Raw genomic sequence first — 25,416 nt, forward strand, 5'->3', positions numbered from 1 at the left:
CGGAGCCGTGCGGCCCCGTCCAGCCGTCCAGCCCGTCCAGCCGTGCCCGTCCCACGGGCGGCGGGCCCGGAAGCACGCAGCCGCCCGGGCCCCGGCGGGGAAGTGTCGGGGCAACCGCCGAAGAGTCGAAGAAGGGCCGAGGAAGCCGCACATGACCAGCACCGTCGTCACGAACATCAGCACCCTGGTGACCAACGACCCCGCCTGCGGCGAGGGCGGAGCCCTCGGGCTCGTCCACGACGCGGCTGTCGTCCTCGACGGCGACCGCGTGGCATGGGTGGGGCCCGCGGCGGAGGCGCCCGCCGCCGACTCCGCCCACGACGCCGAGGGCCGCGCGGCCCTCCCCGGCTTCGTCGACTCCCACTCGCACCTGCTCTTCGGCGGCGACCGCACCGCCGAGTTCAACGCCCGCATGTCGGGGCGGCCTTACACCGCCGGCGGCATCCGCACGACCGTCGCGGCGACCCGCGAGGCGACCGACGACGAACTCGGCCGCAACCTGGCCCGCTACCTCGCGGAGGCCCGCCGCCAGGGAACCACCACGATGGAGACCAAGTCCGGCTACGGGCTCACTCCCGGACAGGAGTCGCGTGCGCTGCGCGTGGCCGCCGCGCACACCGACGAAGTCACGTACATGGGCGCCCACATCGTCGCCCCCGAGTACGCCGAGGACCCCGCGGCCTACGTGGATCTCGTCACCGGGCCGATGCTCGACGCCTGTGCGCCGTACGCCCGTTGGATCGACGTCTTCTGTGAGAAGGGCGCCTTCGACGGCGACCAGGCCCGGGCCGTGCTCACGGCGGGGCAGGCGAAGGGACTCGTCCCCCGCATCCACGCCAATCAGCTCTCGCACGGCCCCGGAGTCCGGCTCGCCGTCGAGCTCGGTGCCGCCTCCGCCGACCACTGCACGCATCTGACGGACGCCGACGTGGACGCCCTCGCGCAGGCCGGCGGCACGGTCGCCACGCTCCTGCCCGGTTGCGAGTTCTCGACGAGGGCGGTCTACCCGGACGCCCGCCGCCTGCTGGACGCGGGCGCCACCGTCGCCCTCTCCACGGACTGCAACCCGGGCTCGTCGTTCACCTCGTCCATGCCGTTCTGCGTGGCCGTCGCCGTTCGGGAGATGGGGATGACGCCGGACGAGGCCGTCTGGTCCGCCACCGCCGGCGGCGCACGCGCGCTGCGCCGCGACGACATCGGCCGGATCAGCCCCGGTGCACGCGCCGACCTCGTCCTGCTGGACGCCCCCTCGCACGTCCACCTCGCCTATCGCCCCGGTGTTCCCCTCGCCTCCCGGGTCTGGCACCACGGGCGGCCGGTCCACCCCTGACGGCAGCGTCCGCGGCGGCCCGGGGAACGCCGCACGACGAAGCGGGCCGCCCCGGTGTCTCCACCGGGGCGGCCCGCCCTTGTGTTCCGTGTGCCCGCGCGAGGGACGCGGACGTCACTCGTCGACCATCAAGCCCTTGCGCAGTCTGTTCAGCGTGCGCGACAGCAGACGGGAGACGTGCATCTGGGAGATGCCGAGCTCGTCGCCGATCTCGCTCTGGGTCATGTTGGCGACGAAACGCAGCGAGAGGATCGTGCGGTCGCGCGTGGGGAGGTCGGCGATCAGCGGCTTGAGCGACTCGACGTACTCGATGCCCTCGAGCCCGTTGTCCTCGTAACCGATGCGGTCGGCCAGGGCGCCCTCGGTGTCGTCCTCCTCCGGCTGCGCGTCCAGGGAGCTGGCGGTGTAGGCGTTGCTCGCCGCCATGCCCTCGACGACCTCCTCGACGGAGATGTCGAGCCGCTCGGCGAGCTCCTCCATCGTCGGGGCGCGGTCGAGGTTCTGTGCGAGCTCGTCGCCGGCCTTGGCCAGGTCCAGGCGCAGCTCCTGCAGGCGGCGCGGCACGCGCACGGACCAGGAGGTGTCACGGAAGAAGCGCTTGATCTCGCCGACGATGGTCGGCATGGCGAACGTCGGGAACTCGACACCGCGCTCCATGTCGAACCGGTCGATGGCCTTGATCAGTCCGATCGTGCCGACCTGGACGATGTCCTCCATCGGCTCGCTGCGCGAGCGGAAGCGGGAGGCGGCGAACTTGACCAGGGCCAGGTTGAGTTCGACGAGCGTGTTGCGCACGTAGGAGAACTCGTGCGTCCCCTCGTCCAGCTTCTCGAGGCGCTTGAAGAGGGTCTTCGACATTGCCCGGGCGTCGACCGGGCCCACCTCGTCGTACGGTGGGACCTCCGGGAGCTGGAGCTGGTCGAAGATCTCCTCGACCGCTTCCGGGCTCGTGGGTTCCGGCATCTGGACGGGGGCGAACTGCTCTCCGCCGAGTTGTGCCGGGAGGGCCGGGGTGGTGGCGGTCTCCGGTATCCCTGGATCGAGCCTGGGTGACATGGTGATGTCCTCCATCATTCTCGGCATATGGCAGCCGATGCCGTGACGTGCACTACGAAGGTGCGGCGCCTCCAAAGCCGACGTGTTTCTGTATTCCTATACGGTTACCCGCTCACGTACGTGTATGGCAAGTGCTGGATGTCCGAATTTGCCCCAATGTGTGGGTTGTTCGGCTACCGGTACTGCCGGTGAGGGCGTAAGGTTCGAGTCTGTTGACGGGGGCAGAAGATTCGGCGCTTTGGCGAACAAGAGGGGTGTGCATGGACCGCGGGATGCCCGGAGCTACGAGCCGGGGTCGGCTGACCGTCGACGTACGGCAGCAGGCGGGCAGTGCCGTCGTGACCCCCGAGGGAGAGCTCGATCACCACACCGCGGATCTGTTCAGCGAGGCGCTGGAGCAGGCGATCGCGGGCGGTGGCAGCCGCCTGGTGGTGGACTGCACCGGACTGGCGTTCTGCGATTCCACCGGCCTGAACGTCCTTCTGGGAGCCCGGCTGAAGGCCGAGGCCGCCGGAGGAGGCGTGCACCTGGCCGCAATGCAGCCGGTCGTCGCCAGGGTCTTCGAGATCACCGGCGCGGGTGCCGTCTTCACCATCCACGACGATCTCGACTCGGCGCTGGCCAATGTCGCCGAGGCGTGATGCACGTTCCGGCAGCTGTGTACACCCCGCGACACGGAAGTTGCATGGGTCACATCACTCGGTCCGTCTCAGTGGGTGTTCCCACGGCTTCGTAGGGCAGGAGACCTCCTGAGCCAGTCAGAGACTCGTGATGTTGCTCGCTTGCCCGTGGCGCGGCGATGAGAGGCACTATCGGTGATCGGTGAGGTGAACCACTGATGAGCACCACCCGGCCGTCTCCGGCGGGCGACTGCGGACCGGAGCCCGAGGGCACCGCGACGGCAGCCGCGTCCGGGGCCGGGAGCACCGGGGCCGGAGCCGTCAGCGGACTCTCCGCGGCCTCGTCAGGGGTATCCGGGACGACGAGGGTTTCGGGTGCGGCAGGGGCCGTCGGCGCAGCCGGGGAGCCGGAGCAGACCGGCGCCCAGGGCAGGACGGCGAGAGCCGCCCAGGCCGGCGAGTCAGTGCAGGGAGATACGGGGAAGGGTCGTCCGATGCGCCAGGTGCGCAGGCTGCGCCTGGTCGGCGTCAGCGGTGCCGTTCCCCGTGCCCGTGACTTCGTCCGCCAGGCACTTCAGGACTGGGGCTGGCTTCCCGCCGCCACCGGTGACCAGCGGGCCGCCGCCGAGGACGTGCTGCTCGTGGTGTCCGAACTGGTGACGAACGCCTGCCTGCACGCGGACGGGCCCGAGGAACTGCGCGTCGGCAGCGGCCCGGAAGTGCTGCGGCTGGAGATCGTCGACCAGGGAAGCGGGTCGCCGGCACCGCGCACACCGCACCGGGCCGGCCGTCCGGGCGGGCACGGCATGTTCATCGTCCAGCGGCTCTGCCTGGACTGGGGCGTGGTCCGCAACCCCGAGGGCATGGGCAAGACGGTCTGGGCGGAGCTGGCCGCTCCGAGCTGAAGCGGCCCCCCGCCCTGCCGGTGCTCCGCCGGGCGAACCGGCGCGTCGCTCCGCCGCGCGAACCGGCGCGTCGCGGGCTCGGGCTCCGGCCCGACTCAGCCGTCCAGGGCGCCGATCGTCGCGACCGACGGCCCGCGCCGCTCACGCAGTTCGCGGGAGACCGCCTCCGCGTCGCCCAGCACGCGCACCGCGTTCTGCCACGTCAGCTTCGCCAGGTCCTCCCGGGACCAGCCACGCCGCAGGAGTTCGGCGACGAGGTTGGGGTAGCAGGAGACGTCCTCCAGCTGTGCCGGTACCAGCGTCGTGCCGTCGAAGTCGCCGCCGATGCCGAGGTGGTCGATGCCGGCCACCTCGCGCATGTGGTCCAGATGGTCCGCGACGGTGGAGGCGTCCGCGAAAGGACGCGGATGTTCCTGCTCGAAGGCGTGACGGATGCGCGCCGCCTCCTCGCCGTTCTGAAGCGGGTGCAGACCGTGGGCCTGCATGTGCTCCTCGGCGGCCCGTGCCCAGTCGACGGCCTCCGGCAGGACGAACTTCGTCACGAACGTCGCCATCGCCACACCGCCGTTGCCCGGCAGAGACGCGAGCACGTCGTCGGGGATGTTGCGCGGGTGGCCGCACACCGCGCGTGCCGAGGAGTGCGAGAAGATCACGGGCGCCTCGCTCACCCGCAGCGCGTCCCGCATCGTCGATGCGGCGACGTGCGAGAGGTCGACGAGCATCCCCAGGCGGTTCATCTCGTGCACGACTTCCTCGCCGAAGCGTGTCAGGCCGTCGTGGCGGGGCTCGTCGGTCGCCGAATCCGCCCAGTCGATGGTGTCGTTGTGCGTGAGCGTCATGTATCGCACGCCCAGGTCGTACAGCGCGCGCAGCGTGGCGAGGGAGTTGGCGATTGAGTGGCCGCCCTCGGCGCCCATCAGCGAGGCGATGCGGCCCTCGGCGCGCGCCGCCTCCATGTCCTCAGCAGTACGGGCGAGCCGCAGGTCCTGCGGGTGGCGGGCCGCCAACTGCCGTACCACGTCGATCTGTTCGAGGCAGGCGCTGACCGCTTTGTCACCGGCGAAGTCGGACCGTACGTACACCGACCAGAACTGGGCCCCGACGCCTCCCGCACGCAGCCGCGGGATGTCGGTGTGCAGCCGGGAGGACTGGTCCTGCGCGATGTCGCACTTGTCGAGGTCGTAGGACACGTGCTCGCGCAGCGCCCACGGCAGGTCGTTGTGCCCGTCGACGACGGGGTGTTCGGCGAGCAGTTCGCGTGCACGTGCCAGCAGCGCCGCGTTCGCCGCGTCCGACGGGTCCGCTGATTCCGCCGTCGTCGCCATCAGTTGCCTCCGAAACCGAAGCCGGTCCTGCTCGCGGCGACCTTGCCGCGCAGCCGGCGGCCCTTCTCCGTGGCCTCCTCGTTCAGCTCGTCCTGGAAGCGCCGCATGCGCTCCTGCAGTTCGGGGTCGTGCGCCGCGAGCATGCGCACGGCCAGCAGACCGGCGTTGCGCGCGCCGCCCACCGAGACCGTTGCCACGGGCACACCCGCCGGCATCTGCACGATGGAGAGCAGCGAGTCCATGCCGTCGAGGTACTTCAGCGGCACCGGCACGCCGATCACCGGCAGCGGCGTCACCGAAGCGAGCATGCCGGGGAGATGGGCCGCGCCGCCCGCGCCCGCGATGATCGCGCGCAGCCCGCGCCCGGCGGCCTCCTCGCCGTACGTCACCATCTCGCGCGGCATGCGGTGCGCGGAGACGACGTCGGCCTCGAAGGGCACCTCGAACTCGTCGAGCGCCCTGGCGGCCTCCTCCATGACGGGCCAGTCGGAGTCGGAGCCCATGACGAGGCCGACGAGCGGGGTTCCATGCGTCATTCGTTGACCGTTCCTCGCAGGTATCCGGCGGCGTGTGCGGCACGTTCGCGCACGTCGTCCAAGTCGTCGCCGTAGGTGTTGACGTGGCCGACCTTGCGGCCGGGCTTCACGTCCTTGCCGTACATGTGGATCTTCAACTGCGGGTCGCGGGCCATGAGGTGGCGGTACGCCGGGTACATGTCCGGGTAGTCGCCGCCGAGCACGTTCGCCATCACGGTCCAGCGTGCGCGGGGGCGCGGGTCGCCGAGGGGCAGATCGAGCACGGCGCGCAGATGGTTGGCGAACTGGGAGGTGACCGCACCGTCCTGGGTCCAGTGACCCGAGTTGTGCGGGCGCATCGCCAGTTCGTTCACGAGCACCCGCCCGTCGCGCGTCTCGAACAGCTCGACTGCCAGGTGCCCGACGACATCCAGCTCCTGCGCGATCCTCAGCGCCAGTTCCTGCGCCGTGACCGCCTCGTCGCCGGGAAGACCGGGCGCGGGCGCGATCACCGTGTCGCAGACGCCGCCGACCTGGATGGACTCGACGACCGGGTACGCCACGGCCTGCCCGTGCGGCGAGCGCACCACGCAGGCCGCCAGCTCGCGTGCGAAGTCGACCTGCTCCTCGGCCAGTACGGGCACTCCGGCCCTGAAGGGGACGGCGGCCTCGCCGGTCGTGCGCACGACCCAGACGCCCTTGCCGTCGTACCCGCCGCGCACCGTCTTCAGCACGACGGGGACGGGGAAGCCGGCGCCCTCGGTGGTACCGGCGCCGTCGGGCCCGGCCGCACCGTCGGCCAGGGCGACCTCGGCGGCGAAGGCGGCCACGTCGGCCGGGTCCTGCACGATGCGGTGCCGCGGGCAGGGCACGCCGAGCGCGTCCAGGCGTGCCCGCATGATCCCCTTGTCCTGGGCGTGCTCCAGCGCGCCGGGGCCGGGCCGCACGGGCATGCCGTCCGCCTCCAGCGCGCGCAGATGGTCCGTCGGCACGTGCTCGTGGTCGAAGGTGACCACGTCGCAGCCGCGCGCGAAGTCGCGCAGCGTGCCGAGGTCGCGGTGGTCGCCGACCACGACGTCGCGCACGGCCTGCGCGGCGGAGTCCTGCGGGGTGTCCGCGAGGAGCCTGAATCTGATGCCGAGGGGGATGCCCGCCTCGTGGGTCATGCGGGCGAGCTGGCCGCCACCGACCATGCCGACTACGGGGAACGTCACAGCCTCAGCGTATCCGCACCGCATCCGCTGCCGAAGCGGCGGTGGTGGCAGCCGCCCGGACCGGCCGCACGGGCCCCGGCCTGTGCCGCCGCGGGGCGGCCGGGCGACGCGCCGCCCGCCTCCCCCGGCGGCACGGCCCGCGCTCGACCGCGCTGCGGGAGCAGATGGCCGCTGGTTAGCATGTGGCGCGGGGGACGGACGACGTCGACCGAAACGGGGCAGCGGCACTATGGGTGACTGGAGCGCGGCGCGCGCACTGAGACGACTGCGCACCAGGCTGGAGCGTCTCGCCCGCGAGGCCGCCAAGTTCGGCACCGTCGGGGCCGTCGGTTTCCTGGTCAACGTCGCCGTCTTCAACCTGTGCATCCACACGTTGCAGTTGGCGCCCATCCGCTCCGGTGTGATCTCCCAGGTCGTTGCGATCGGCACGAACTATCTGGGCAACCGCTACTGGACGTACCGGCACACCGACAAGCGCCGCATCCGACGCGAGACCGTCCTGTTCTTCTTCTTCAGCGGTATCGCGCTCGTCATCGAGAACGCGGTGCTCGCCGTGTCGCACTACGGGCTGGGATACACCTCGCCGCTCGCGGACAACATCGCGAAGAACGTCGTCGGCCTCGGCATCGGGACCGTCTTCCGCTTCTGGACGTACCGCACATGGGTCTTCCGTCAGAGTTCAGGCCGCATTCTCGCCGCTTCCCCTGCCCCCGACGGTCTCGCGGCTGAGGAAGAGCGCGAAAACCGGCGGGTGATGCTGAAGTAGCTCCAGCCGTCCGCCGTCCGCCTCCGCCAGGTCACGGGCGACGGCGAGGCCGAGACCGGTGGAGTTGTGGCCGCTGACGGTCCGTTCGAAGACGCGCGAGCCCAGTTCGGGGTCCACGCCGGGACCTTCGTCCGTCACCTCGACCACGACCTGGTTGCCGGTGACGCGGGTGCGCAGCGCGACCCTTCCCGCCCCGTGCATCAGGGAGTTCTCGATCAGCGTCGCCAGCACTCCCGCGACGGCTCCGGGCGTGCCCACCACCCTCAGTCCGGGCTTGCCGGAACGCACGATCGCGCGGCCCGCGCTCCGGTAGGCGGGCTTCCACTCCTCCACCTGCTGCTTGAGAACCTCGTCGAGGTCGAGGCCGACCGCCGAAGCCGAGCGCGGATCACGGGAGTTGGTGAGCAGCCGCTGCACGACGTCCGTGAGCCGCTCGACCTGGGCCAGCGCGATGGTCGCCTCCTCCTTGACGATGGCCCGGTCGTCGGGGTCGTCGGTGTCGGCGGTGGCGATGATCTCCTCCAGCCGCATCGACAGCGCGGTGAGGGGCGTACGCAGCTGATGTGAGGCGTCCGCGGCGAGGCGGCGCTCGGCGGTCAGCATCCGGCCGATGCGGTCCGCGCTTCCGTCCAGGACGTCCGCGACGCGGTCGAGTTCGGGCACCCCGTAGCGCCGGTGCCGTGGCCGGGGATCGCCGGAGCCGAGCCGTTCCGCGGTCTCGGCCAGGTCCGTGAGCGGCGCCACGACGCGGTGCGCCTGCCGTACGGCGAGGATGGCGGCCGCCGCGACCGCGAGCAGCGCGACCGCCAGGATGATCAACAGCGTGCGCCCCAGCTCGTCCTGCACCGTGCCGTAGCTCTGCTGCACCGTGATGCGCTCTCCGTGCGCGCCCTTCTGCGAGGCCTCGATGACCTTGCCCTCGGGACGCTTCCCCAGCGTGATGGCCTTCCTGCCGGGCACTTCGATGCGCACGTGACGGTTGTGCGGCACGGCGTTGTTCATGGTCGCGGGGGAGACCTTCTCCTCGGCGACTATGCGGCTCTCGACGACGGAGACCAGCTGCACCGCCTCCGACTTCACGCTGTCGCGGGCGCTGTTCTCGATGGAGCGGGACTCGACGAGGATCAGCGAGATGCCGAAGACGGCGACGACGACGAGCACGACGGCGAGGGTCGAGAGGATCAGCCTGCGCCGCATGTCACGCCCTCCGTCATGGGCCCGCCGCGGGAGCGCCGGCCGCGGTCAGCGGGGAGGAGCGGGGTGGAGGACGGCGGGGCCGGCACGCCTGACTCTCAGCTCTTCTCGAACCGGAAACCGACGCCCCGCACTGTGGCGATGTAGCGCGGGTTGGCGGCGTCGTCGCCGAGCTTCTTGCGGAGCCAGGAGATGTGCATGTCGAGGGTCTTGGTGGACGACCACCACGTGGTGTCCCAGACCTCGCGCATGAGCTGGTCACGGGTGACGACCCGCCCGGCGTCCCGCACCAGCACCCGCAGCAGGTCGAACTCCTTGGCCGTCAGCTGGAGTTCCTCCTCGCCCATCCACACGCGGTGCGAGTCGACGTCGATGCGCACCCCGTGGGTGGCCGGCGGAACGGCGGGCTCCGCGGCGGCGCCCCGGCGCAGCAGGGCGCGTACGCGTGCGAGCAGCTCGGCGAGGCGGAAGGGCTTGGTGACGTAGTCGTCGGCACCCGCGTCCAGGCCGACGACGGTGTCGACCTCGTCCGCGCGAGCGGTGAGGACGAGCACGGGGAAGGTATGACCGTGGTTGCGCAGCCGGCGGCAGACCTCCAGTCCGTCCATGCCGGGCAGTCCGAGGTCGAGCACGACCAGGTCGATGCCGTCCTTGAGGCCTGCGTCGAGGGCCCCGGGGCCGTCCTCGCGCACCTCGACCTCGTATCCCTCACGGCGCAGCGCGCGGGCCAGGGGCTCCGAGATGGCGGCGTCGTCCTCGGCGAGCAGTACACGGGTCATGGGCCGATCGTAGTCCTCGTCGCCGAGCGTAAGGCCGGTCCCTGCCAACCAGTGCAGATCGTCGGAGATGCCAACTCGTTACCTTCGAATTGACTGGGAATTTACTCCCTGCACCTGTGATCCTGCTCCCACTTCCTTCCGTTACCAGTACCCCCGTGACGTATGGTGAGCTGGCTTCCGGCGTGATCACCAGGGGCGGGGGCCCCGGCGGAGCCAGTGCGGTGGTGATCCTGTGGCGCCGGCCGACCGTGTCCGTGAACCGGTGGCCGGGCGGTCCGGCGGTGGACTTCCGCCAAGGGGGCGGGCGAGCACCAGCACGATCCTCCCCCCGGAATGCCGGGCCTTCAGGAGCTCCGTCCGCGAGGGCGCCGTCGTCTCCCGGTCCGGACCGTGGCGGAAGCGGAACCAGCAACCACATGTCCCAGCGCCGGGCCCCGCCGTGTGAGAAGCACGCGGGGCTCCCCGGGTCCGGCAGCACCCCGCCGGCGTCCGGGGCACCGGCCCCCTTCTCACACAGCGAGGAACCCCCCACATGGCCTCCACAGCGTCCAAGGACGCGCCGCAGCACCCGCCTGCGGCCGACGGCAAGACCTTCTTCGGTCACCCCCGCGGTCTCGCCACCCTCTTCATGACCGAGATGTGGGAGCGCTTCAGCTTCTACGGAATGCGCGCCCTGCTCGTCCTCTACCTGACGGCCGCGGTCGCAGAGGGCGGCATGGGCATGGCCTCCGCCACGGCCGTGGCCCTCTACTCCGTCTACAACGCGACGGTCTACCTGATGGCGATGCCGGGCGGCTGGCTCGGCGACCGCGTATGGGGCCCGCGCAAGACGGTCTCGATATCCGCGTTCGTGATCATGATCGGTCACGCGCTGCTGGCCACCGGAGTCAATGCGCTCTTCTTCGCCGGCCTGGCCTTCATCGGAGTCGGGTCCGGTCTGCTGAAGGCCAACATCTCCACGATGGTCGGTCACCTCTACGCGGGCCCCAACGACCCGCGCAGGGACGGCGGATTCACCGTCTTCTACATGGGGATCAACATCGGTGCCTTCGCAGCGCCCCTGCTGATCGGCTGGGCCGGGCAGAAGGTCAGCTGGCACCTGGGCTTCGGCCTGGCCGCCGCGGGCATGGCCCTGGGTCTGATCCAGTTCCTGATCGGCACGAGGCACCTGGCGCCCGAGTCGAGCGTCGTCCCGCAGCCGTTGGACGCCCGCGACCGCAACAAGGCCGTCCGCAACACCCTGATCGCCGCCGCCGTGACGGGCGTCTTCTACACGGCCATCGTGCTCGCCGAGATGTTCACCATCGACTGGGTGCTGTGGCCGCTGAGCATCGCCGGTCTCGTGCTGCCGACGTACTACTTCGTACGGATGCGGCGTGACAGCGAGGTCACCGAGGACGAGCGCAAGAAGCTCGGCGGCTACATCTGGTTCTTCGTGGCGGCCGCGATCTTCTGGATGATCTTCGACCAGTCCGGCTCCACACTGAACCTCTTCGCCGAGAAGAGCACCTCGACCGACCTGTTCGGGATCGAGTTCCCCACGAGCTGGTTCCAGTCGGTCAACCCGCTGTGGGTGATGATCCTCGCACCCGTCCTGGCCGCCCTCTGGGTCAAGCTCGGCAGCCGCAACCCGGCGACCACGACGAAGTTCTCCTTCGGCCTGATCGGCATCGGCCTCTCCTTCGGCGTGATGATGCTCGCCATCGCCTCTGCCTCCGGCGGCGACAAGGTCACCCCGCTGTGGCTGATCACCGTCTACCTGATCCAGACCGTCGCGGAGCTGTGCCTCTCCCCGGTCGGCCTGTCGGTGACGACGAAGCTGGCGCCCGCCAAGTACGCGAGCCAGCTCATGGGTGTGTGGTTCCTCGCGGTCACGGCGGGCGACTGCGTCTTCGCGATCGTCCAGCTGGTGCTCGGCGACGCCGCCAGTGGCAAGACGGGCTTCGCGGTCCAGGGCGTCCTCGCAGCGCTGGCGGGATTCGTCTTCCTCGCCGCCCGCAAGAAGATCAACCCGCTGCTCGGCTCCGTGAAGTAGCACGGCGCCCGGCAGCGCCCGGCACGGTGCCCCGGTTCCGCATCCGCGGAGCCGGGGCTCTGTACGTGTGCATGATTCCCGGTCACGGAGAGTGCTGTTGCGGCCCGGGCAGCGGGACCCGACGCTGGTCACGTGCACAGACCCGGGTTCGTACTGCTCACATGCCTGGCGCTCCTTCTCTGCACGTCACCGGTGGTGCGAGGCGGCGAGGAGCGCGACACCGCGCAGGCGGCCCCGGAGCGCCGCACCTACTCCTACGGCCCGCTCAAGAGGCAGCGGCTGACCGCATACAGCGACGCCGACCCGGCGCGGCCGGGACCGCGGCGTACCGGCCTCGTCATCGTGCACGGAGGCTTCTGGTATCAGGACCGCTCGGCCGGGTGGAGCCGCTGGGGCAGGCGGATCGCCGCCGGCGGCCCCGCCGTCTTCAATCTCGACTACCGCCGCAACACCGAGGCCCCCTGGCCCGCCCAGCGCTCGGACGTGCTGCGCGCGGTGAACTGGATCAAGGAGCGTGCCGGGGATTTCGGCGTGGACCCGAACCGGATCGTGCTCCTCGGCTCCTCCGCGGGCGGACAGGTCGCCACCAGCGCCGGCGCGTACGGGCAGGGGCGGCGGAACCTCGCGGGCGTGGTCGCGCTCTCCCCGGTGGTCGACCCGTACCGCTCCTGGCGGACCGCCGCGGCTCCCGACGGGGACAGCAGGGGCATGGCGGTGCTGCGCGCCAATGCGGCGCGGCTGGCGGGCTGCGAGCCGCAGCGGCAGGGGAGCGCGCACGGGGACGGGGCGTGCCTCCGCGTCTGGCGGGACATGTCGGCCGTCCGTCACGCCTCCGGCGCCGACGATCCGCCGATGCTGCTGATCCACTCCAGGCGCGACTTCGTGCCCGTCGCCCACTCCGAGGCGCTGCGCGACGCGGAGCTGCGCCGCGGCATGGCGCCCGGCGACGTCACCGTCGTGACCGTGCCGGGAGCGGAGCACGGCGGGGGCCTGCTGGGCAGGCCGGGCGTCGAGCGGATGATGCTGAACTGGGTCGCGGCACGTACGCAGTCGGCCGCCCCGACGCCCTCAGCCTCACCGGACGCCGGCACGCACGGCTGAGGTCGCCCTCTGCAAGACCGAGGCACGGCTGAGGGCACGACCGAGGGCACGACTGAGGGCGCCGCCCGCGCGGACCGGCGGAGGACCACCGGACACCGTGCGGGGGCGCCCTCGCAGACGTGTCACCTGACGTCGCTCATGTCACCGGCGCGGGCCGCGCTACGGCAGGTTGCGGGCCATCACGATGCGCTGCACCTGGTTGGTGCCCTCGTAGATCTGTGTGATCTTCGCGTCGCGCATCATCCGCTCGACGGGGTAGTCACGGGTGTAGCCGTAGCCGCCGAGGAGCTGGACCGCGTCCGTCGTGATCTCCATGGCGGCGTCCGAGGCGTAGCACTTGGCTGCCGCACCGTAGAAGGTCAGGTCCTCGTCGGCGCCGCCGAGGGCGATGCGCTCCGACTTGGCGGCGGCCGCGTACGTCAGCTGACGGGCCGCCTCCAGCTTCATCGCCATGTCGGCGAGCATGAACTGCACGCCCTGGAAGTCGCCGATCGGCTTGCCGAACTGCTTGCGCTCCGCGACGTACCCCTTGGCGTAGTCGAGGGCACCCTGCGCGATGCCGAGCGCCTGGGCGGCGATGGTGATGCGGGTGTGGTCCAGGGTCAGCATGGCGGTGGCGAAACCGGTGCCCTCCGCGCCGAGCATGCGGTCGGCGGGGATGCGGACGTTGTCGAGGTAGACCTCGCGGGTCGGGGAGCCCTTGATGCCGAGCTTCTTCTCCGGGGCGCCGAAGGAGACCCCCTCGTCGTCCTTCTCGACGACGAAGGCGGAGATTCCCTTGGTGCGCTTGTCGGGGTCGGTCACCGCCATGACGGTGTAGTAGTCGGAGACACCGGCATTGGTGATCCAGCGTTTGACGCCGTTGAGGACGTAGTGGTCACCGTCCCGCACGGCCTTGGTCTTCATGCCGCCCGCGTCGGAACCGGCGTCCGGCTCGCTCAGGCAGTAGGAGAACATGGCCTCGCCGGCGGCGAGCGGCGTGAGGTAGCGCTTCTTCAGCTCCTCGGAGCCGGAGAGGATGACGGGCAGCGACCCGAGCTTGTTGACCGCGGGGATCAGCGAGGACGACGCGCAGACACGGGCGACCTCCTCGATGACGATGACGGTCGCGAGGGCGTCGGCGCCGGCGCCGCCGTAGGCCTCGGGCACGTGCACCGCGTGCAGGTCGTTGGCCTCGAGCGCGTCCCGGGCCTCCTGCGGGAAGCGGCCCTCCTCGTCCACCTCGGTGGCGAAGGGCGCGATCTTCGCCTCGGAGAGGGCGCGCACCGAGTCCCTGAGCATGTCGTGCTCTTCGGACGGCCGGTAGAGACCGAAGTCAGCGGCTGCGCTTTTTCCCGATGGCGCCAAGGTGTCTCACTCCTCATCAGCTGTGCTGCTCCGGTACGGGGACCGGGTCGGCGAGGGCATCTGCTAATTACCGTTAAGTAACCCGATTCTAGGGCCCCCTGCCCGGCCCGGGATACGTGAGGTACGCGACAGGCGGCCCCCGATATGCTGCGCGGGCAGCGTTCCCGGAGCGTGCGGAGCAGATCTTCCGGAGCGTCCCAGCGTCGTCCTACAGGAGCAACCCAACCATGGCGAACAAGGCCCCGCTCAGGATCACAGTGATCGGTACCGGCTACCTCGGCGCCACCCACGCCGCCGCCATGGCCGAACTCGGCTTCGACGTGCTGGGCCTGGACATCTCGGCGGAGAAGGTCGCGCTGCTGGAGCGCGGCGAGACGCCGATGTACGAACCGGGTCTGGAGGAGCTGCTGCGCAAGCACGTGGCAGGACACGAGGGTTCGAGCGGAAGGCTCCGCTTCACCACCTCCTACGAGGAGGTCGGAGAGTTCGGCGACGTCCACTTCGTCTGCGTCAACACCCCGCAGAAGCACGGCGAGTACGCCTGCGACATGAGTTACGTCGACAGTGCGATCGACGCGCTCGCCGTCCATCTGCACCGCCCGGCCCTCGTCGTCGGCAAGTCGACGGTGCCCGTGGGCAGTGCGGCGCGGCTCGCCGCCCGGCTCGCGGAGCTGGCGCCCGTGGGCGAGGAGGCCGAGCTGGCCTGGAACCCCGAGTTCCTGAGAGAGGGCTTCGCCGTGCAGGACACGCTGCACCCCGACCGCATCGTCGTCGGCGTGCGCAGCGAGCGCGCGGAGCAGCAGCTGCGCGAGGTGTACGCGAAGCCGCTCGCCGAGGGTTCGCCCTTCGTCGTCACCGACTTCCCCACGTCCGAGCTGGTGAAGACGTCGGCCAACTCGTTCCTCGCGACGAAGATCTCCTTCATCAACGCCATGGCCGAGGTGTGCGAGGCGGCCGACGGCGATGTCGCGAAGCTCGCCGAAGCGATCGGCTACGACGACCGCATCGGCAAGAAGTTCCTGCGTTCCGGCATCGGCTTCGGCGGCGGCTGCCTGCCCAAGGACATCCGCGCGTTCATGGCGCGGGCCGGCGAGCTGGGTGCGTCCGAGGCGCTCACCTTCCTGCGCGAGGTCGACTCGATCAACATGCGGCGCCGTGCCCACATGGTGGAGCTGACCAGGCAGGCACTGGGCGGAACCCTGCTGGGCACACGCATCGGCGTCCTGGGTGCCACCTTCAAGCCGGACTCCGACGACGTACGCGACTCGCCCGCGCTGAACGTCGCGGGGCAGCTGCACCTCCAGGGCGCGCAGGTGACGGTCTACGACCCCAAGGGCATGGAGAACGCCCGTGCGATCTTCCCGACCCTGGGCTACGCCCCGAGCGCCGTCGAGGCGGTGCGTGGCGCGGACGTCGTACTGCATCTGACGGAGTGGCGTGAGTTCCAGCAGCTCGACCCCGCGGTGCTGGGCGAGGCCGTCGCGGTGCGGCGCTTGCTGGACGGCCGCAACACCCTCGATCCGGCGCTGTGGCGCAAGGAGAACTGGACGTTCCGCGCGCTGGGCCGCCCCACGGCCTGAACCTCACAACCGGAACTCCGGGGACTGAACCCGGGGACTGACCCAGGGCCGGACCTCAGGGACTGAACCCGGCCGCCCGAACCCGACCCCCTGGCCCGACCGCCCCGGCCTTGGGCCGGACGGCAGCGAATGACCGACGGTCCGGGGCCCGGCTGTGCGGGCTCAGCGCTGTTTCGCCCTGTAGGTGCGCATCTTGGCGCGGCTGCCGCACACGGCCATGGAGCACCAGCGGCCGCGGCCCGCCGGGCTGCGGTCGTAGAAGACCCACAGGCAGTCGTGCGCGGGGCACGCCTTGAGCCGCTGCCATGTGCCGTCCGACTCCGCCGTGGCGATTCCCGCGGCGACGCGTGCGGTCAGCAGCGGCAGCCCGGTCAGCCCGTCGGCGGGCCGCAGGGCGGCACGTCCGGTGCCGTCCACGGCGACGACGAGCGGCGCCCCGGCCAGGAGCCGGCCGAGCGTCGCGGACTCCGCGGAAGACATGTCCGTGCCCGTGTGCGCGAGGCACGCGGCTCGCAGGGCCTCCCGCAGTTCGCACACCTCGGCGAGCTGCCGCCCGCCGGTCCCGGCGCCGGAGCCTTTCCCACCGAGCCCGCCGAGCCCGCCGAGCCCCTCGATCCCGTGGCGCCGTGCGAACTCGTCGAGGCCGCCCGGCGCAGCGAGCGAGTCCTCGCCCGTCTCCACGTCAAGTGTGTTCGTCAGCTCCTGCACCAGAACGAGTGCTTCCGGAGGCGATCGGTCCGTCACCCTTGCCACGTTACCGATGAGGGGCCATTATCTGGTAACCAACTGCGTTACCGGTAAACCACATCAAGGGGTAACAATGGCCATCGCCACCATGCAGAGCATCGTGCTGGACTGTCCCGACCCCCGGCGTCTCGCCGAGTTCTACGCGCAGGTGCTTGACTGGAAGGTCGACCCGGAGGGCACGACGTCGTGGGTGGACGTGACCGGCCCCAACGGGTACCGGCTCTCCTTCCAGGAGTCGCCCGGATTCATCCCGCCCCAGTGGCCCAGCCTCGAACACGCCCAGCAGCTGCACCTGGATCTGGACGTGCCGAGGGAACGCCTGGACCAGGCGGAGAAAGAGGTGATCGAACTGGGTGCCCGGCTGATCCAGGGCGACGACGGAGGCAAGCGTGGCTTCCGCGTCTATCTGGACCCTGCCGGGCACCCGTTCTGTCTGTGCGCCTGCGACTGAGACCCGGGCCCGCGAAGGAGGCCCGGGTCCCGGCGGCGGGGGGTCACCGGTCGGAGGTGACGGTGACCTTCTCGTCGTTCTTCAGCTGCTGGACGAGCTGCTGGACCTTCGGCTTGTCCCACTGCAGCGAACCGCCCGGCGCGGACCCGGCGATGGGCATGTTCATCCGCTTGCCCTCACCGCCGTTGACGTCCTTCATCGCGAAGAACATCGAGCCCAGGTTCCACAGGCTCATCTCCTCGTCCACGACGAGGGTGTCCAGACCCGCCCCCAGGGTCGGGTAGAGCCTGAAGGGGTTGAGGACCGTCGACGGGGTCGCGGTCTGGTTCGCCAGGGCGGCGAGGAACTTCTGCTGGTTCTTCGTGCGGCCCAGGTCGCTGTCCCCGGTGCCCGCGTGACGGTTGCGCACGAAGGAGAGGGCCTGCTTGCCGTCGAGGGTCTGCTTGCCCTTCCGGAAGTCCGCGCCCGAGTCCTTGTCCTTGATGTCCTGCGGGATGTTCATCTCGACGCCGCCGACCGCGTCCACGATCTGCGCGAAGCCGCCGAAGCCGATCTCGGCGTAGTGGTCGATCTTCAGGCCGGTGTTGTGCTCGACCGTACGCACGAGGAGCGGAGCGCCGTCCTGCGAGTACGCGGCGTTGAGCTTGGTCCGCTGGGTGTTGTTGAACTGCTTGCCGGACTCCGAGCCCTTGAAAGGCGGGATCTCGACATAGGAGTCACGCGGCAGCGAGATCAGCGTCGGACCGCCGGAGCCGACGTGCAGGATCATCATCGAGTCGGTCCGCTTGCCCGCTGCCGAACCCGTGCGCAGTTCCTTCCTCTGCTGCGCGGACAGGCCCTCGCGGCTGTCGGACCCCACGATCAGGTAGTTCGTGCCCTCGCCGGCCACCGGCCGGTCCTGGACGATGCTCAGATCGACCTCGCGGCGGAGCTTGGAGTCCGCCCAGAAGTAGGTGCCGACCGCCCACGTCAGCAGGATGACGACCAGGGATATCACCACGCTCTTGAAGCGCGGTCCGCGCCGCCGCGGCGGCGCGTCGTCGTACGGGTAGGCGTCGTACCCGTCGTAGCCACCGCGGTTGCCGCCGCCGTAGACCTGCCCGGTGCTGTACCCCGAGTCGTAACCGGCTCCCGGGCCGTCATAGCCCGGATGCCCGCCGTAGCCCGCGTCGTAGCCGCCTCTCGACTGCTGCGGCACGCCTCTGTGGGCTCGCGGGGCGCCGTACCTGTCGTGTGAGTCGTTCCATCCACCGGGCCAGTCATTCATGGAGGGCAGTCTGCCTTGACCCGGCCGGAGGAACACAGCCCGGAGGCGAGATCGGACAGATGCTGTAGCCGTTCTGATGCAAAGCCACTGTTCGTCCGCTATAGGGCCACCGGCTGGTCACAGCGGGTGCACGCTTTAGTGTGGGGTGCATGAACGACCAGGCTCCCGCTGCGGAGAGCGGCCCGCAGGGCAAGCCCACCCACGCCTCCCGTACGACGCTTTCGCACATCATGTCGGGCAACGAGACGAACCTCCTCGGCACGGTGCACGGCGGCGTGATCATGAAACTGGTGGACGACGCGGCGGGAGCCGTCGCGGGACGGCACTCCGGCGGCCCCGCCGTCACGGCCTCCATGGACGAGATGGTCTTCCTCGAGCCGGTGCGCGTAGGCGACCTCGTCCACGTCAAGGCGCAGGTGAACTGGACGGGACGCTCCTCCATGGAGATCGGCGTCCGGGTCCTCGCCGAACGCTGGAACGAGGCCGTCCCGGCCACCCACGTCGGCTCGGCGTACCTGGTCTTCGCCGCCGTCGACGAGAACGGCAGGCCCCGCCCCGTCCCTCCGGTGCTGCCGGAGACGGAGCAGGACAAGCGGCGCCATCAGGAGGCGCAGATCCGCCGCACACACCGGCTCGCCAGCCGCCGGGCCATCAGGGACCTGCGCGCACGGAAGCAGTGCGAGCGCGAGCAGCCCCGGGCCTGACGCGGGCCACGGCCTCCGCACCCGGTCCGGGGGTCGGTCCGGGCCGGTACGGGGCGGGCGAGTCCGAGGCGTGCGCCGTCAGGCGCAGGAGGCGCGCTCCCCTCCGGTGAGGGCGCCGTCGTTCCGCGCGCCCGTGCTGGGCGCCGGCCCCTGTGACGAGTGCGGGCTGAGGTGCACCTTCCGCACGCTGTGGTGCTTCTTGCCCACGGTGACCCGCATGACGGGCCCGCGGCCGGCCTCCTCCACCAGTTCGGCGCCCGGCAGGGCCTTTGCGAGCGTTCGGGCCGAACGGTCCCAGCGCGGGTCGTACGTGATGCTCGTACGCGAGACGTTCCGGCGTTCCGCGGAGGCCGGATCGCCCGTCGTGTCGAAGCCGGTCGCGCGCAGCTCCTTGTCGACGCTGCGCGCCAGGCCCTCGTGCCGAGTGCCGTTCTCGACGTGCACCTGGATGCCGGCCGGGGGGATGCTGACGGCCGTTCCCGGTGCCGCGTCCCCGGAGCCCGCCTTGCCACCACGGGAGCCGCCCGCGCGTTCGGTGTCCTTGGGCTTCTGAGGCGTCAGCGGCTTGTCGTCCCGCAGTGCGGCGAAGAGCTTGCGGGCCTTCGGCTCGTCCCACTTCACGGTGGAGCCCAGCTTCGGGACCTTGTAGTCGGCGTTCTCCACAGGGACGGAGACGAACTCCGAGGAGCTGGAATCGAACCGCCGCAGTGCCCGCCCGAGTTCGAGCATCTGCTCGGTGCCGAGCCCGCTGTCCGCGCGGACGGAGTCGAGGACCGTGGACGCGACCTTTCTCAGCTTCACGGGGTTCATCAGGACGCCGCTGTCCGTGGCCTTCTCGATGACGGCGGCGAGGAAGTGCTGCTGGCGTTCCATCCTGCCCAGGTCCGAGCCGTCGCCCAGGTGCCGCGCCCGTACGTACTGCAGGGCGCGGCCGCCGTCGAGTTCGGTGGTGCCGGCGGGCAGGTCGAGGCCGGAGTAGCTGTCGTGCAGCGGCTTCTCCGTGCACACGGGCACGCCGCCCAGCACGTCGACCGTGCGCATGAAGCTGGTGAAGTCGACCTCCATGTAGTGGTCGATGTGGATGTCGGTCATGGCCTCGACGGTGTTGACGGTCAGGTGCGCGCCGCCGTGCGCATAGGCCGAGTTGAGCTTTGCGGGCGTTGCCGCGTGCCGCTTGCCGGTGCCCGCGTCGGTGTGCGCGGGCAGCTTCGTGTACGAGTCGCGGGGGAGGCTGACGACGCTGGCCCTGTCGTGGTCGGCCGAGATGTGGACGAGCATCAGGGTGTCGGTGCAGTCGCACGCGGAGCCGCCCAGCCGGTACTTCTGCCGCTGTTCGTCGGAGAGCTTGTCGCGCCGGTCGGTGCCCACGACGAGGAAGTTGACGCCACCGGTGTCGCGTGGCCGGTCGGTGAGGCCCTGGAAGGGATCGACCCGGTTCACGTCCGCGTTCAGCTCGCTCGCCATGAGATGACCCACGCCGCTCGCCCCCAGCACGAGCACGGAGAGAGCAGTTGTCAGGCGTACCCCCCAGCGGGACTTACGGCCGTTTTTGTGTGCTTCCGCGCGCATCGACATACTGTAGGGCGATACGACCGGCGGCACTTCAGCACACGCCGTCGCACGAGCCGCGGGGCACCCGGCTGGCGTGCGGGGGTGCGCCAGGAGCGCGGTAACGTGAACGCGTGACTGATTGGACTTCCACGGGAGCGGAGCTGCCCGCGGTCTCGGTGATCATGCCGGTCCTCAACGAGGAACGGCACCTGCGCAGCTCCGTCAAGCACATCCTCCAGCAGGAGTACGACGGCGAGCTGGAGGTCGTCATCGCGCTCGGGCCCTCCGAGGACCGCACGGACGAGATCGCGGCGGAGCTCGTCGCCGAGGACTCCCGCGTCCACACCGTTCCCAACCCGAGCGGCCGCACGCCCGCGGCGCTGAACGCCGCCATCAAGGCGTCCCGGCATCCGGTGGTGGTGCGCGTGGACGGACACGGGATGCTCTCGCCCGGATACATCGCCACGGCCGTGCGGCTGATGTCGGAGACCGGCGCAGCCAACGTCGGCGGGATCATGCACGCCGAGGGGGAGACCGACTGGGAACGCGCCGTCGCCGCCGCGATGACCTCGAAGATCGGCGTGGGCAACGCCGCCTTCCACACGGGCGGGCAGGCCGGCGAGGCCGAGACCGTCTACCTCGGGGTGTTCCGGCGTGAGGTCCTGGAGCAACAGGGCGGCTACAACGAGGAGTTCATACGGGCCCAGGACTGGGAGCTGAACTTCCGGATCCGCGGGTCGGGCGGTCTCGTCTGGTTCTCCCCGGAGCTGAAGGTCGAGTACCGTCCGCGGCCGAGTGTCCGCGCCCTGGCCAAGCAGTACCGGAACTACGGGCGTTGGCGCCATGTCGTCGCCCGCTACCACCCCGGCTCGATCAATCTGCGCTATCTCGCGCCGCCCGCGGCCGTGTGCGCGATCGCCGTGGGCACCGGGGCCGGCCTGGCGGGGCTGCCGCTGGGCTTCGTCGTCCCGGGCGGCTACCTGGCGGCGGTCGTCCTCGGGTCGCTGCCCGCGGGCAAGGGGCTGCCGCTGAAGAGCCGTGCGTGGATCCCCGTCGCGCTGACCACCATGCACATGTCCTGGGGCTGGGGCTTTCTGACGAGCCCGCGGAAGCTCGCGCGCAAGGTGATCGCCTCCCGCAGGGAGCCCGTGCCGGCGACTACTGACGCCACAACCTGACGGCAGGACGACTGACGCCACGGCGCACTGACGGCAGGACGGCGTGTGAGACAGGACGGCATGTAAGACAACATGGCATGTGAGAGGGGCAGCCGCTTCGGCGGCTGCCCCTCTCACATGTTCCCGTCGTGCGGCTCGTGCGGCGGCGGGTGCTCACGGCGCGGGCGCAGGGCCACGCACCGGCCGCCGGGTCACCACACGTTCGCCGGGTTGACCTCCATGCATGCCTTGTCGTCGTCACCGCGCAGGGCGTCGGCGCTGTCGGGCGCCTTGTTCTCCTGCTTCTTCCCGGGGGCGCCGGCGTCCTTCGGGTAGGCGGTGCCCTCGCGCCAGTCGCTGCCGATCACCAGCGTCACGCCCTCCACCCCGCTGGAGTGCTTGACCGAGCTCTCCGGCAGTCCGATGGCCTTCGCGACGGCGAGAGCGTTGCCCCGCTCGCCCTCGCGCGGGTAGCTGATCGTGGTGTCGGCCTGGGACTTGGGCGTCTGATCGGCCGTGGCCTGGGCGAAGCCCTTACGCCCGAGCTCTTCGGAGATGACTCCCGCCCGCCCGCTGACCGGCGGCTGGAGGGCGCTTCCGGTGCCGTTCATCACCCGTACGGGGATCTCCGACTCGGGCTCCGTGGCCTCGCTCGGCTGCGGCTTCTTGGCGTCGGCCTTCTTCTTGTCCTTGCCGTCCAGAGCGATGTCGTTGCGGATGAGCGCGAAGGTGTTGTCGGCGTCGTCCTTCTTCGGCACGACGTAGCCGCCAGGTGCGTACTGCCAGGGCATCGTCGCCATCGTGATGCGCTTGGTGGGCACACGCTTGAGGTCGTTGCCCAGGTCGTAGAGCTTCTTCACGCTGCCGAGGCCCTCGTCGACCGTGAGTGCCTCGGTGGCCGCCTCGGCCAGGTCGCGCATCTTGCCGGGGTCGGACAGCTTCGTGCCCGCCTTGAGCTGGCGGACCATCGAGTTCATGTACATGTGCTGGGCGCGGGCCCTGCCTATGTCGCTGCCGTCACCGAAGCCGTGGCGGGTACGCAGCCAGTGCAGCGCCTGCTCGCCCTTCACGACCGACTTGCCCTTCTTCAGCCGGAGCTTGGACTGCGGGTCGTAGACGTTGTTGTCCACGCAGACGGGGACGCCGCCCACGGCGTCCGCCATGGACACCACACCGGCGAAGTCGATCATCATGAAGTGGTCGATCGGGATGCCGGTCAGCTCCTCCCAGGTGGCGACGGTGCAGCCCGGACCACCGTGCTGGAGGCTGGTGTTGATCTTGTCGGTCGTCTTCGGATAGACCTTCTGGCTCTCGGGGTCCGTGCACTTCGGGATCGTCGCCTTGGTGTCACGGGGGATGGAGACGACCGAGATGTTGCTGCGGTCGGCGGAGACGTGCAGCAGCATCTGGACGTCGGCCAGCGGCGGACGCTCACGGTCACCGCGTGCGCCGCCGAGTTCGACGTTCTTCTTGGAACTCCTGGAGTCGGACCCCAGGAGCAGGATGTTCATGGGGGTCTGGCCGGCGGCGTTCGGGTCGCTCTTGTCCAGCTTGCTGTCGCCGAGGTTGAGAACGTCCTTGCCGAGGTTGCCGTTCAGATGCTCCAGGTAGAAGTAGCCTGCACCCGCGGTGGCGAGTATGAGCAGCGACAGGCAGACGGTGAACCACTTCAGGACACGTCTCTTCTTGCGGGGACGAGGGCTCTGTCCGCCCTCGTCCCCGTTGCCGTAGTCGTCCGGAGTCATACCGCCGCCGCCTGTCTGTGTGTACCGCTGTCGCTGTCGCGGCACGCGGCCTGCCTCGTACTGCGAATCCCACTGGCGGTCACGCACAGGCGGACCGCCCTGCATCCCCCGGTCACCTCTCGCGCCGTGCTGCTGCCGCACGGGACCTCCCGGTTTCCGTACCCGCGCGGTGGGTTCGCCCCCGCGGGCACTTGGCCGGGCACCTGCAGGGGAGGCACGTCACTTCGCGCAGACCTTCTTGTCGTTCGCCTTGACGTTCTGGACGCCGTCCGGCGCCTTGTCAGGCGCCGAGACCGGCTCCCCCGCCGCGGTGAAGTCCTTGGCCAGCGTGAGCTGCATGGATTCGCCGACGCTGGAGCTCTGCTTCAGAGCCGACTTCGGCAGACCCATCATCTCGGCGAGGGTGGCTGCCTGTCCGGCCTGGCTCGAGGAGAACTCCAGCCGGGTCTTGGACAGTTGGGACGAGGCGTTGCCGGCGTTGGTCGAGAGACCCACGCCCTTCTGGTTCTGCAGCCAGTCCACGGTCTCCTGGGCCGCGCCCACCGGACCTCCGCCGTTGCGCACCTCCACGCGCACCTCGGAGGCCGGTACCTTCTTCGCCTTGGACGGATCCTTCCCTCCGGAGCCCTTCTTCGTCTTGGTGAGCGACTTGTCCGCCTTCACCATCTTGAAGAGAGGACGTGCCTTCGCTTCGTCGAGTACGACGGTTGCCGGGTCGTCGGGGTTGTCCACGACGGGGACGGTGGCGAAGGTGATGTTCTTGACGTTCACCCGCTGAAGGTCCTTGGCCAGGTCGGTCAGCTTCCCGACTGTGCCGATGCCGGTGTCGACGGTCAGCGCCTTCGTCATGGCGTTGGCGAGGCTGAACAGCTTCGACGGGTTGGTCAGGGTGTCCCCGGACTTCATCTTGCGGATCATCGAGCTGAGGAACTGCTGCTGCAGCTTGATCCGGTCCAGGTCGCTTCCGAAACCGACCGACTTCCGGGTGCGTACGAAGGCCAGGGCCTGCTCGCCCTTGACCGTGTGCCTGCCGGCCGTGAGGTTCAGATGGGACTTCGGGTCGTTGATGGGCTTCGCGGTGCACACCTCGACACCGCCCACCGCGGTGGAGAGCTCCTTGACGGCGTTGAAGTCGGCCATCATGAAGTGGTTGATCTTCAGGCCGGTCATCTTCTCGACCGTGCGCCACGTGCAGCCCGGATCCCGTCCGGACTGGCCGAGGCTGGTGTTGAACCGGACCTGCTGCTGGCCCGGAATGGTGTTCGTCGAGCCGTCCGGCTGCTTGGTGGGGCAGTCGGGAATGTCCGTGATCATGTCGCGCGGGATGGACAGCGCGGTGGCGTTGGTGCGGTCCTTCGAGACGTGGAAGAGGAACGTCGTGTCCGCGTGGCCGACGCTCGCGTTGTCGCCGTAACCGCCGTTCCCCTTGCCCTTACGGGAGTCGGTGCCGAGGACGAGTATGTTCACCGGCCCGTCGGTGACCGCGGCGTTGCTCTTGCCGACGTCGACCTTGCTGATGTTGCCGTTGAAGTGGTCGTACAGGAAATAGCCCGCGGTGCCACCGGCGACCAGTATGAATCCAAGGGTCCCGGCGCTCCAGCGCAGGACCTTCTGTTTCCTGGAGAGACCCGGCTTGCGCTTGCGGCGGCCGTGCCCGAGGGACGGTGGCGGCTGGCCGCGGTCTCCGCGGCGGCGCTGCGAGGGGAGCCGGGGCTCGGCCTCCTCGGCGGCGGAGGCTCTCCTCGGGCGCGACGCGTCGGCACGGCTGCCGACCGACGAACTCCGGGAGTCGCCGCCGACTGAATTCAGGCGCAGCTTGTAGCTGCCGGTGCTCGGGTCGAACACCCACTGATCCGCGGGATCCACTTCACCCGCGGGGCCACGGCCTTGCGCGTTCACGATTGCGTAAGTCCTCCATTTGCCGCCTGGTGCCGCCCGGTGGGGGCGGACCGGAGCGGCCACACTATCCGGCAGTTTCGGCGCCGAGCGACGGCGGTGACAAATTCAACGAGCTTAGAAGTGGTCAA

At 70.1% G+C, this 25,416-nt stretch carries 22 protein-coding genes; 10 read left to right on the forward strand and 12 right to left on the reverse strand.

The window, feature by feature from the left end; translation table 11 throughout:
* Positions 1-151: 151 nt before the first annotated feature.
* Entirely contained in the window at positions 152-1,330 is a 1,179-nt protein-coding gene (gene hutI / locus H180DRAFT_RS03285) for an imidazolonepropionase (RefSeq protein ID WP_055484366.1), read from the forward strand.
* A gap of 114 nt (positions 1,331-1,444) precedes the next feature.
* On the opposite strand, the gene H180DRAFT_RS03290 is transcribed toward hutI, so the two are convergent.
* Positions 1,445-2,401: an RNA polymerase sigma factor SigF gene (locus H180DRAFT_RS03290; RefSeq protein ID WP_055484367.1), complete on the reverse strand. Its 957-nt coding sequence runs from the start codon at positions 2,399-2,401 to the stop codon at positions 1,445-1,447.
* 245 nt (positions 2,402-2,646) lie between these two features.
* On the opposite strand from H180DRAFT_RS03290, the gene H180DRAFT_RS03295 reads away from it, so the two are divergent.
* Together H180DRAFT_RS03295 and H180DRAFT_RS30905 are read left to right on the forward strand one after the other, a co-directional pair.
* Positions 2,647-3,027, forward strand: coding sequence for an STAS domain-containing protein (locus H180DRAFT_RS03295; protein ID WP_055484368.1), 381 nt, complete (start codon positions 2,647-2,649; stop codon positions 3,025-3,027).
* 443 nt (positions 3,028-3,470) lie between these two features.
* The gene (locus H180DRAFT_RS30905; RefSeq protein WP_055484511.1) at positions 3,471-3,911 is read left to right on the forward strand and encodes an ATP-binding protein; all 441 of its coding nucleotides are present in this window, start codon (positions 3,471-3,473) and stop codon (positions 3,909-3,911) included.
* A 95-nt stretch (positions 3,912-4,006) separates the two neighbouring features.
* Here H180DRAFT_RS30905 and H180DRAFT_RS03305 read toward each other — a convergent pair whose 3' ends face one another.
* From H180DRAFT_RS03305 to H180DRAFT_RS03315, 3 genes are read right to left on the reverse strand one after another with little or no spacing between them, the layout of a single operon-like run.
* Positions 4,007-5,236, reverse strand: a complete 1,230-nt coding sequence (locus tag H180DRAFT_RS03305; RefSeq protein ID WP_055484369.1) for a dipeptidase — start codon at positions 5,234-5,236, stop codon at positions 4,007-4,009.
* Positions 5,236-5,772: a 5-(carboxyamino)imidazole ribonucleotide mutase gene (gene purE, locus H180DRAFT_RS03310; protein ID WP_055484370.1), complete on the reverse strand. Its 537-nt coding sequence runs from the start codon at positions 5,770-5,772 to the stop codon at positions 5,236-5,238. Before purE ends, H180DRAFT_RS03305 begins: the two co-directional genes overlap by 1 nt.
* Positions 5,769-6,965 carry a 5-(carboxyamino)imidazole ribonucleotide synthase gene (locus tag H180DRAFT_RS03315; protein WP_055484371.1) on the reverse strand — a complete coding sequence of 399 codons (1,197 nt, stop codon included), beginning with the start codon at positions 6,963-6,965 and terminating at the stop codon, positions 5,769-5,771. The genes purE and H180DRAFT_RS03315 overlap by 4 nt, the downstream gene beginning before the upstream one ends.
* Before the next feature lie 229 nt (positions 6,966-7,194).
* Here H180DRAFT_RS03315 and H180DRAFT_RS03320 point away from each other — a divergent pair, with 229 nt between their 5' ends.
* Entirely contained in the window at positions 7,195-7,731 is a 537-nt protein-coding gene (locus tag H180DRAFT_RS03320) for a GtrA family protein (RefSeq protein ID WP_055484372.1), read from the forward strand.
* Here H180DRAFT_RS03320 and H180DRAFT_RS03325 read toward each other — a convergent pair.
* Both H180DRAFT_RS03325 and H180DRAFT_RS03330 read right to left on the reverse strand, forming a co-directional pair.
* The gene (locus tag H180DRAFT_RS03325; protein ID WP_055484373.1) at positions 7,645-8,928 is read right to left on the reverse strand and encodes an ATP-binding protein; all 1,284 of its coding nucleotides are present in this window, start codon (positions 8,926-8,928) and stop codon (positions 7,645-7,647) included. The genes H180DRAFT_RS03320 and H180DRAFT_RS03325 overlap by 87 nt on opposite strands.
* Before the next feature lie 95 nt (positions 8,929-9,023).
* A complete protein-coding gene (locus H180DRAFT_RS03330) occupies positions 9,024-9,704 on the reverse strand; it encodes a response regulator transcription factor (RefSeq protein WP_055484374.1) in 681 nt (226 codons plus the stop codon).
* A gap of 532 nt (positions 9,705-10,236) precedes the next feature.
* Here H180DRAFT_RS03330 and H180DRAFT_RS03335 point away from each other — a divergent pair.
* Both H180DRAFT_RS03335 and H180DRAFT_RS03340 read left to right on the forward strand, forming a co-directional pair.
* Positions 10,237-11,739 carry a peptide MFS transporter gene (locus H180DRAFT_RS03335; protein WP_055484375.1) on the forward strand — a complete coding sequence of 501 codons (1,503 nt, stop codon included), beginning with the start codon at positions 10,237-10,239 and terminating at the stop codon, positions 11,737-11,739.
* A 132-nt stretch (positions 11,740-11,871) separates the two neighbouring features.
* Positions 11,872-12,840, forward strand: coding sequence for an alpha/beta hydrolase (locus tag H180DRAFT_RS03340; protein ID WP_055484376.1), 969 nt, complete (start codon positions 11,872-11,874; stop codon positions 12,838-12,840).
* 159 nt (positions 12,841-12,999) lie between these two features.
* Here H180DRAFT_RS03340 and H180DRAFT_RS03345 read toward each other — a convergent pair whose 3' ends face one another.
* Entirely contained in the window at positions 13,000-14,187 is a 1,188-nt protein-coding gene (locus H180DRAFT_RS03345) for an acyl-CoA dehydrogenase family protein (RefSeq protein ID WP_302622424.1), read from the reverse strand.
* Between the two features lie 227 nt (positions 14,188-14,414).
* Between H180DRAFT_RS03345 and H180DRAFT_RS03350 the strand changes: the two genes are divergently transcribed.
* Positions 14,415-15,767 (forward strand): UDP-glucose dehydrogenase family protein, encoded by a 1,353-nt coding sequence (locus tag H180DRAFT_RS03350; RefSeq protein ID WP_055484378.1) that lies wholly within the window; start codon positions 14,415-14,417, stop codon positions 15,765-15,767.
* A 162-nt stretch (positions 15,768-15,929) separates the two neighbouring features.
* On the opposite strand, the gene H180DRAFT_RS03355 is transcribed toward H180DRAFT_RS03350, so the two are convergent.
* Complete coding sequence (locus H180DRAFT_RS03355) at positions 15,930-16,511, reverse strand: CGNR zinc finger domain-containing protein (RefSeq protein WP_055484379.1); 582 nt, start codon at positions 16,509-16,511, stop codon at positions 15,930-15,932.
* Between the two features lie 76 nt (positions 16,512-16,587).
* Here H180DRAFT_RS03355 and H180DRAFT_RS03360 point away from each other — a divergent pair, with 76 nt between their 5' ends.
* Positions 16,588-16,965 (forward strand): VOC family protein, encoded by a 378-nt coding sequence (locus tag H180DRAFT_RS03360; protein WP_055484380.1) that lies wholly within the window; start codon positions 16,588-16,590, stop codon positions 16,963-16,965.
* A gap of 43 nt (positions 16,966-17,008) precedes the next feature.
* On the opposite strand, the gene H180DRAFT_RS03365 is transcribed toward H180DRAFT_RS03360, so the two are convergent.
* A complete protein-coding gene (locus tag H180DRAFT_RS03365; protein ID WP_079099789.1) occupies positions 17,009-18,232 on the reverse strand; it encodes an LCP family protein in 1,224 nt (407 codons plus the stop codon).
* 149 nt (positions 18,233-18,381) lie between these two features.
* On the opposite strand from H180DRAFT_RS03365, the gene H180DRAFT_RS03370 reads away from it, so the two are divergent.
* On the forward strand, positions 18,382-18,936 hold the full coding sequence (locus H180DRAFT_RS03370; RefSeq protein ID WP_055484382.1) for an acyl-CoA thioesterase: 555 nt from the start codon (positions 18,382-18,384) through the stop codon (positions 18,934-18,936).
* Between the two features lie 78 nt (positions 18,937-19,014).
* On the opposite strand, the gene H180DRAFT_RS03375 is transcribed toward H180DRAFT_RS03370, so the two are convergent.
* A complete protein-coding gene (locus H180DRAFT_RS03375; RefSeq protein WP_254665838.1) occupies positions 19,015-20,505 on the reverse strand; it encodes an LCP family protein in 1,491 nt (496 codons plus the stop codon).
* A gap of 113 nt (positions 20,506-20,618) precedes the next feature.
* On the opposite strand from H180DRAFT_RS03375, the gene H180DRAFT_RS03380 reads away from it, so the two are divergent.
* Positions 20,619-21,665: a glycosyltransferase family 2 protein gene (locus tag H180DRAFT_RS03380; RefSeq protein WP_074466580.1), complete on the forward strand. Its 1,047-nt coding sequence runs from the start codon at positions 20,619-20,621 to the stop codon at positions 21,663-21,665.
* 191 nt (positions 21,666-21,856) lie between these two features.
* On the opposite strand, the gene H180DRAFT_RS03385 is transcribed toward H180DRAFT_RS03380, so the two are convergent.
* Together H180DRAFT_RS03385 and H180DRAFT_RS03390 are read right to left on the reverse strand one after the other, a co-directional pair.
* Positions 21,857-23,389 carry an LCP family protein gene (locus H180DRAFT_RS03385; protein WP_254665839.1) on the reverse strand — a complete coding sequence of 511 codons (1,533 nt, stop codon included), beginning with the start codon at positions 23,387-23,389 and terminating at the stop codon, positions 21,857-21,859.
* 219 nt (positions 23,390-23,608) lie between these two features.
* A complete protein-coding gene (locus H180DRAFT_RS03390; RefSeq protein ID WP_055484384.1) occupies positions 23,609-25,288 on the reverse strand; it encodes an LCP family protein in 1,680 nt (559 codons plus the stop codon).
* Between the last annotated feature and the right edge of the window lie 128 nt (positions 25,289-25,416).

It is taken from the genome of Streptomyces sp. WMMB 322, assembly GCF_900090145.1.
Classification (GTDB): Bacteria; Actinomycetota; Actinomycetes; order Streptomycetales; family Streptomycetaceae; genus Streptomyces.

Excerpts from the sequence above, each read along its gene's own strand:
- H180DRAFT_RS03350 (WP_055484378.1), top strand. The coding sequence starts at position 14,415 with ATGGCGAACAAGGCCCCGCTCAGGATCACAGTGATCGGTACCGGCTAC.
- H180DRAFT_RS03330 (WP_055484374.1), bottom strand. The coding sequence starts at position 9,704 with ATGACCCGTGTACTGCTCGCCGAGGACGACGCCGCCATCTCGGAGCCC.
- H180DRAFT_RS03365 (WP_079099789.1), bottom strand. The coding sequence starts at position 18,232 with ATGAATGACTGGCCCGGTGGATGGAACGACTCACACGACAGGTACGGC.
- H180DRAFT_RS03335 (WP_055484375.1), top strand. The coding sequence starts at position 10,237 with ATGGCCTCCACAGCGTCCAAGGACGCGCCGCAGCACCCGCCTGCGGCC.
- H180DRAFT_RS03360 (WP_055484380.1), top strand. The coding sequence starts at position 16,588 with ATGGCCATCGCCACCATGCAGAGCATCGTGCTGGACTGTCCCGACCCC.
- H180DRAFT_RS03295 (WP_055484368.1), top strand. The coding sequence starts at position 2,647 with ATGGACCGCGGGATGCCCGGAGCTACGAGCCGGGGTCGGCTGACCGTC.
- H180DRAFT_RS03320 (WP_055484372.1), top strand. The coding sequence starts at position 7,195 with ATGGGTGACTGGAGCGCGGCGCGCGCACTGAGACGACTGCGCACCAGG.
- H180DRAFT_RS03370 (WP_055484382.1), top strand. The coding sequence starts at position 18,382 with ATGAACGACCAGGCTCCCGCTGCGGAGAGCGGCCCGCAGGGCAAGCCC.
- hutI (WP_055484366.1), top strand. The coding sequence starts at position 152 with ATGACCAGCACCGTCGTCACGAACATCAGCACCCTGGTGACCAACGAC.
- purE (WP_055484370.1), bottom strand. The coding sequence starts at position 5,772 with ATGACGCATGGAACCCCGCTCGTCGGCCTCGTCATGGGCTCCGACTCC.
- H180DRAFT_RS03290 (WP_055484367.1), bottom strand. The coding sequence starts at position 2,401 with ATGGAGGACATCACCATGTCACCCAGGCTCGATCCAGGGATACCGGAG.
- H180DRAFT_RS03385 (WP_254665839.1), bottom strand. The coding sequence starts at position 23,389 with ATGACTCCGGACGACTACGGCAACGGGGACGAGGGCGGACAGAGCCCT.
- H180DRAFT_RS03305 (WP_055484369.1), bottom strand. The coding sequence starts at position 5,236 with ATGGCGACGACGGCGGAATCAGCGGACCCGTCGGACGCGGCGAACGCG.
- H180DRAFT_RS03325 (WP_055484373.1), bottom strand. The coding sequence starts at position 8,928 with ATGCGGCGCAGGCTGATCCTCTCGACCCTCGCCGTCGTGCTCGTCGTC.
- H180DRAFT_RS03375 (WP_254665838.1), bottom strand. The coding sequence starts at position 20,505 with ATGCGCGCGGAAGCACACAAAAACGGCCGTAAGTCCCGCTGGGGGGTA.